The organism is Brucella sp. TWI559 (assembly GCF_039674265.1).
Classification (GTDB): Bacteria; Pseudomonadota; Alphaproteobacteria; order Rhizobiales; family Rhizobiaceae; genus Brucella; species Brucella chromiisoli.
This window is the reverse complement of record NZ_JBDJNE010000045.1, coordinates 1-5,741: the sequence shown is the minus strand read 5'-3', so window position 1 is coordinate 5,741 and position 5,741 is coordinate 1. Positions and strand designations below refer to the sequence as shown.

The following is a 5,741-nucleotide window of genomic DNA, read 5'->3' as shown; positions in this document are numbered from 1 at the left end:
GATCTTCGCGGATCGTTTGCGAAAAGCCGGGAAACCGCACAAGGTTATCGTCACAGCCGTTGCCCGAAAATTGGTTGCCCTTGCTAACGCACTATGTAGAAAACGTCAAAAATGGCTGCTTCCGAAACCATGAAAGATACAGTTGCTAGACGGGTTACAATCTTATGCTGAAATATCGTCGGGCATTAGTCTCAGATATCGAAATGATTATCGATCTTCATGTGGTGATGAGCAAAAGCACTTACGCCGGTGTCTTGCCACAAAATTATCTGGATAATGAACTTCCGCTTGAAAAAAGACAGCTGTGGGAGAAGAGGTTCGTTGGGCCGAATACCGACCAACTTATTTTTGTAGCCATGCAGGGCCAGGAAATCGCTGGGTTTTGCTGCTTCGTCTTCAATGAAGAGAAGGAGCACGGTACGTATCTGCATAATCTATACGTCTCGCAGGAATATCAGAAGCGTGGGGTGGCGAAGTCGCTTCTTAAGCAAGCGATCGCAGCTTTTGATAGCGAGCGTCAAAAATTGCCAGTTCATTTGCTTGTATTTGCTAAAAACACAAATGCCGTTGCCATATACGAAAAGCTCAATGGCACAGTCATCGAGAAGCGTGATGTATCGCGATGGGGCAACCCTACTGTCGAGCTGCTGCGATACCAATGGCCTTCTGCTGACGCGCTACTTCAAAAACTTGACGATCGTCAGAGCCAAAACACCTGATCTTCACCAAAACGGGTGCGGCGAAACTAGCGCTTACGTCTAACAGAAGCCCTCCATTTTTGAAGGGGAAGTCCAGATTCCCATGGGAGAGGGATTTAGCCGATGCCCCTACCCCCGGTGGCGCCATAGACTTCTCCATTGATGAAGCTCGCCTCGTTGGAAGCAAGGAACACGTAAATGGGAGCCAGTTCGACGGGTTGACCGGGTCGACCGAAGTCGCTGTCTGCACCAAAATGCACGACCTTCTCGTCGGGTTGTCCACCAGAAGGCTGCAACACGGTCCAGACGGGTCCGGGAGCGACTGCGTTCACACGCACGCCCTTTTTGATGAATTGTTTGGCCAACGCTTTGGTATAGGCGACGATTCCGGCCTTGGTTGTGGCATAATCGAGCAGAATCTCGGAGGGCTGGTATGCCTGAATTGATGCGGTCGTGATCACAGCAGCACCGGCGGGCAGCAATGGGGCTGCGGTTTGAGCCATCCAATGCAGCGCGTATAGATTCGTCTTCAGGGTTTTGTCGAAATCCGCGCTCGACAGCTTGGAAATGTCGTCACGGAACTGCTGCCGCCCGGCATTGATCACTAAAATGTCGAGCCCGTCGAGCTCGCGCGCAGCCTGAGCAACCATATCGCGGCACCAGCCCTCATCGCTGATATCCCCGGGCAGGGCAACGGCTTTGCGGCCTTCAGCGCGGATGAGCGCGATGACCGACTGCGCGTCCTCTTCTTCCTCCGGGAGATAGGATATTGCCACATCGGCGCCCTCGCGGGCAAAAGCGATTGCTGCGGCGCGCCCAATGCCGGAATCGCCGCCAGTGATCAGAGCGCGTCGTCGGGCCAAGCGATTGCAGCCCTGATAGGATTTTTCGCCGTGATCAGGCTCAGGTTGCATCTTTGCGGCAATGCCGGGTCTTGCCTGACGTTGTTGTGGGAAGGGTGGGGCGGGGTAAAGGGTTCGCGGATCTTGGAGGGTGGGATTATGGGACATTGTCTCTTCCTTTGCGAATGAGGAAGAAATGGAAATTCACTTCATTTCTTCCAATAGGAAAAAAGCGGGCTTTCGCCCGCTGACTCACTTACAGGTAACGATTACGTTCGCGCTCGATTTCCTCGGGCGTATAAGGATCAGCATCAGCGTCAAAGCGCTGCCAGCCTTCCTCGGTGTAGAGTTTGCGACGCGTCGCAACATCAACTCTGTTGGTGCCGGCCAGGATGGCATCAGCTTCCGCAGCGCGTTCATCGGCGACGCGCGCAGTCACCAAGGAACCGCCACGACGCACGCTTTCAGCGTAAACATGCGCGTCGTCTTCCGACACACCGCTTTCGGTGAGCGCACCAATCAGGCCGCCCGCCACACCGCCAACCACGGCTCCACCCACAGCGCCAGCCAAGGTGGCTGCGAGCCAGCCGGCAGCAACCACGGGGCCGACGCCCGGAATAGCCATGATGCCGAGGCCGGTGAGAAGACCGCCAGCACCACCCACGGCGGCACCGATACCGGCGCCAACACCCGCTCCAGAGCCGGCATTGCTTTCTTTTTCATTGTGATGGGAGACGATCGAAATATCGTCGGACGGGAAGCCCGCGCTCTCCAGACGCGCAACAGTGTCTTGCGCCGCGGAATAGCTATCAAAAAGTCCAGTTACAGTTCGCATATTCTTCTCCCTTGTTCATGAAGATTTTTTTGTGATGGGGGACGAGATTACATTGCCTTCTTGGTGACATTGCCCTGGTAATCAAGCTGAACTTCCAGCTTTTCAGTGCCCTTCATCGCCGAGGCTTCCCAGACGCCATCGTCACGGAGTTTCAGAGCGGTGACATCCTTATAACCTGCTTCTTCGATACGGCTCTTGGCCTGATCTTCGGTGAAGCTGTTGGCACCCTTGACGGGTGCATCCGGGTTGTTGCTGTCAGGGGTCGAGACTGCCGGGGTTTCCGCTGAAGTGGCACCACTATCCTGTGCAAAGGCAAAAGACGGCGCGACAAGGAAAGCGCCAGCAAGCGCTAAAACGCTGATTTTCATGGTTTTTCTCCACTGATGAAATGTCTACACTTACCCAACTCCGGGGTAGGGGTTAAGTTCCCAAAAAAACTCCCACCTGGCCAAAGAATTCTTGATGGGATGCATAGGAAGGGTCGACCGGGAACATGTTGCAGGCGCCGAAGTTTCAGATGTGTCTGGTCGCGATGATGAGGTGTTAATTATGCGTTCCACGTCAACCATTCCTTCCTCCAATATCCACCCCGATTTTTTTACAGGTCTGGCGCGCGGTCTGGGCGGTGCGCTGTTATTTGCCCTGCCGATGCTGATGACCATGGAAATGTGGGAGCTCGGTCTTTACGCCAATCCTATGCGGTTGTTGTTGCTCTGCCTGTTGAACATCCCCTTGCTGACCGGGCTCGCCTACCGCATCGGTTTTGAGCGTATGTCCTCGTGGTCACAGACGCTGCGCGATGCGGCCATCGCCTTCGCGCTCGGTATTGTGCTGAGCGGAATGATCCTTTGGCTGTTTGGACTGTTCAGCACCCAAATACCGCCAGACCACAGGATCGCGATGACTGCCCTGCAAGCCGTCCCGGCCAGCATTGGCGCCTTGCTGGGACGCAGCCAACTTGGCATGCGGACGGAAGAGGATGATGAAGAGGTTGGAGAATATGATGGAGAGAGCGGCTATTTCAACGAATTGTTCATGATGATCGTGGGAGCGATTTTTTTGGGGTTGAATGTCGCCCCCACCGAGGAAATGATCCTGATCGCTTATCGCATTGTCCCGGGTCAGACAGCGCTGATCGTGCTTCTGTCGATCGCCATCATGCATGGCTTTGTTTATAGCGTTCATTTCAAAGGCGGTCATCGCGTGCAAGACGGGGCGCCGTGGTGGAGTTCTCTGATCCGTTTCACGCTGCCGGGCTATGTACTGGCATTTGCGACCAGTGCGTACACATTATGGACATTTGAACGGCTGGATGACGCCTCTGTCGCGCAAATGGTGACGACGATCATTGTGTTGTCGTTTCCTTCGGCGATTGGTGCGGCCTCGGCCCGTCTGGTTTTATGAGGCAGCGACATGAATGAGCGCATCAACGAAAAAAAGTCTGAACCAGCGACCGTTAAAGTCCACTGGAGCGAGTGGCTTGCGGGTGGCCTCTCCGCTTTGCTAATTGCCACACTGCTCGGTTGGTTGGGGTATCAATGCTATCAATATCAACCAGACAAAGCCGATTTCCGTGTCGAAGTGACGGGCTATACTGCGGTCGAAAATGGCTATCGCGTCGCTTTCTCGGTTTTCAACCTGACAGGAACGAGTGCCGCGCAGGTGCGCGTTGTCGCAACCTTGGGCCAACAGCAGGGCGGCGCGGAACAGGCCGCTGCGACGTTCGATTATGTCGCATCGGAAGCGCAGGCCTCCGGCGCCCTGTTTTTTGCGATTGATCCGCGCAAACACGACCTGAAGCTGCGTGTGGTGAGCTATATTGATCCCTGAATATTGTGGGTGTTTTTCGCTCGACATAACCTGCGCCGACATGCCGTCTGCGGAACGCAACAGTGTTGGGTGAACGCCTGACACAGCTCGCCCGACCGAAGCCGGGGGGGAAACGTCATCAACAGACTGGCCATGGAAGGGCAGCGTAAACAGACCGCCATGCACCGCACATGCTGCGATGCGAGGCGCTGGGGCAGCGGTTAATTTCCTTTGGAACAAAGCAACTGGCAAGGGGTTGGGGTTTTGAGAAAACTGAGGAGAAAATCATGACGATACGATCCCTCTCGCAGGCCAACAGCGATCCTTCCAATTCACCGCGACCCGGACAGCCGCCGGAGATCCCCGATATTCCCCCGGCGATAGTGCCTGAGCAGCAGCCAGATGTTCTTCCCGAACCGCTCGGACCTGATATTCCCGACCGTCCCGATCCCGCGCCCGATGTTCCGATGCCGGAGCAAACGCCGCCGCCCCCTGACAGTCCGGGTCAGCCGGCCCTGTCATAGCAAAAGCGAAATCGGTTTGATGCCATTACGCCTTCGCGGCGACATCTGTCCACCGGACTGATTTCTGATCCCGCTCCGATGGGATAAGGACATGCGTAAAACAGATCTTGGTGCGTTGGGTGGAACAGCGCCCTGGCACGCTTGAGCGGTTGCGATAACATGAAAGACCGTTGATCAACTCATGCGAGCGCTCGGTCGATGAGGCGCCCGGTATCCACCAACATCCACCAAGATCTGATTGCATGCGCGTTGCGATCATTGGGGTGATGCTGTGGGTTACCACGCCGCAATCAGTTCCTGCGTCGACGCAAGTTCCAGTTGTTCTGCCAGTCTTTGCTGACAGAGAGCCAGGATCGCATGGTGGCCGGAATCGGAGGTGCTGCAGACGGCATCTGTCACCAGAATAACGCGATAGCCACGATCCACGGCGCCAAGAAGGGTCGCAAGCACGCAGAGATCGGTTTCCGCACCACTGACAATTAAGGTGTGAATACGTTTTTTGTAGAGGAGTTTCTGTAGTACACCCTGCGTCCACGGCGAGTAGACGTCCTTATCCAGAACATGGGCGGGCGGGACGAAGCGTTGCAAGGGTTCAACGAGTTTAAGCAGATAGCGGTCAAGCTGTTCGAGCGCTACATTCTGCCATTTGCGGTAATAGCGTTTCCAGGCGCCGACGGCATCCTGTGGGGACTTCGGTGGGATAAAGCGCGTGAAGATTGTCTTATCGGCACACATCTCGCAAACACTGACAATGTTGGGCAAAATTGCCTCGGCCCACGGCACATGCCACGGCGCTCCGGTTCCAAACAGTTTTTGCATGTCGATGCAAAGATGCATGCTTCCTGCACGCAGGCTTCCTTTGGTGATCCCTGTTTCAGCAAGCATTTTGATCTCGCGCCCTCTTGTCAAAAATCTGGTGTCTATCGGCGTTTAAACGGGACCCCTTATCGGCGTCCAAAAAGTACCCCTCCTTTAGGTTGCAAGGTTTAGCGTGCGCGGGCCCGGAACTTTAAATTTAGTGCAGGGTCTGCGC

At 55.2% G+C, this 5,741-nt stretch carries 8 protein-coding genes; 4 read left to right on the top strand and 4 right to left on the bottom strand.

The features are described 5' to 3' along the window. Positions 1-164 precede the first annotated feature (164 nt). Complete coding sequence (locus ABE530_RS19305) at positions 165-719, top strand: GNAT family N-acetyltransferase (protein WP_499695678.1); 555 nt, start codon at positions 165-167, stop codon at positions 717-719. Between the two features lie 95 nt (positions 720-814). Here the strand turns inward: ABE530_RS19305 and ABE530_RS19300 are convergent, their stop codons facing one another. From ABE530_RS19300 to ABE530_RS19290, 3 genes are all read right to left on the bottom strand, one after another. After that, positions 815-1,708 carry an SDR family oxidoreductase gene (locus ABE530_RS19300; RefSeq protein ID WP_499695677.1) on the bottom strand — a complete coding sequence of 298 codons (894 nt, stop codon included), beginning with the start codon at positions 1,706-1,708 and terminating at the stop codon, positions 815-817. Between the two features lie 88 nt (positions 1,709-1,796). Then, positions 1,797-2,375: a general stress protein gene (locus ABE530_RS19295; RefSeq protein ID WP_499695676.1), complete on the bottom strand. Its 579-nt coding sequence runs from the start codon at positions 2,373-2,375 to the stop codon at positions 1,797-1,799. Between the two features lie 47 nt (positions 2,376-2,422). Further along, complete coding sequence (locus tag ABE530_RS19290; protein ID WP_499695675.1) at positions 2,423-2,743, bottom strand: PepSY domain-containing protein; 321 nt, start codon at positions 2,741-2,743, stop codon at positions 2,423-2,425. Positions 2,744-2,924: 181 nt separating this feature from the next. Here ABE530_RS19290 and ABE530_RS19285 point away from each other — a divergent pair, with 181 nt between their 5' ends. The 3 genes from ABE530_RS19285 to ABE530_RS19275 all read left to right on the top strand — a co-directional run bounded on the left by ABE530_RS19285 (position 2,925) and on the right by ABE530_RS19275 (position 4,708). Continuing rightward, positions 2,925-3,779: a TIGR02587 family membrane protein gene (locus ABE530_RS19285; protein ID WP_499695674.1), complete on the top strand. Its 855-nt coding sequence runs from the start codon at positions 2,925-2,927 to the stop codon at positions 3,777-3,779. A gap of 9 nt (positions 3,780-3,788) precedes the next feature. Continuing rightward, positions 3,789-4,205: a TIGR02588 family protein gene (locus ABE530_RS19280; protein ID WP_151095745.1), complete on the top strand. Its 417-nt coding sequence runs from the start codon at positions 3,789-3,791 to the stop codon at positions 4,203-4,205. Between the two features lie 266 nt (positions 4,206-4,471). Next, positions 4,472-4,708 (top strand): chitin-binding protein, encoded by a 237-nt coding sequence (locus tag ABE530_RS19275; RefSeq protein WP_499695673.1) that lies wholly within the window; start codon positions 4,472-4,474, stop codon positions 4,706-4,708. Positions 4,709-4,984: 276 nt separating this feature from the next. Here ABE530_RS19275 and ABE530_RS19270 read toward each other — a convergent pair whose 3' ends face one another. Beyond that, on the bottom strand, positions 4,985-5,593 hold the full coding sequence (locus ABE530_RS19270; RefSeq protein WP_499695672.1) for a cysteine hydrolase family protein: 609 nt from the start codon (positions 5,591-5,593) through the stop codon (positions 4,985-4,987). Between the last annotated feature and the right edge of the window lie 148 nt (positions 5,594-5,741).

Coding starts and splice junctions, on each gene's coding strand:
- ABE530_RS19295 (WP_499695676.1), bottom strand. CDS start 2,375: ATGCGAACTGTAACTGGACTTTTTGATAGCTATTCCGCGGCGCAAGAC.
- ABE530_RS19305 (WP_499695678.1), top strand. CDS start 165: ATGCTGAAATATCGTCGGGCATTAGTCTCAGATATCGAAATGATTATC.
- ABE530_RS19285 (WP_499695674.1), top strand. CDS start 2,925: ATGCGTTCCACGTCAACCATTCCTTCCTCCAATATCCACCCCGATTTT.
- ABE530_RS19280 (WP_151095745.1), top strand. CDS start 3,789: ATGAATGAGCGCATCAACGAAAAAAAGTCTGAACCAGCGACCGTTAAA.
- ABE530_RS19300 (WP_499695677.1), bottom strand. CDS start 1,708: ATGTCCCATAATCCCACCCTCCAAGATCCGCGAACCCTTTACCCCGCC.
- ABE530_RS19290 (WP_499695675.1), bottom strand. CDS start 2,743: ATGAAAATCAGCGTTTTAGCGCTTGCTGGCGCTTTCCTTGTCGCGCCG.
- ABE530_RS19275 (WP_499695673.1), top strand. CDS start 4,472: ATGACGATACGATCCCTCTCGCAGGCCAACAGCGATCCTTCCAATTCA.
- ABE530_RS19270 (WP_499695672.1), bottom strand. CDS start 5,593: ATGCTTGCTGAAACAGGGATCACCAAAGGAAGCCTGCGTGCAGGAAGC.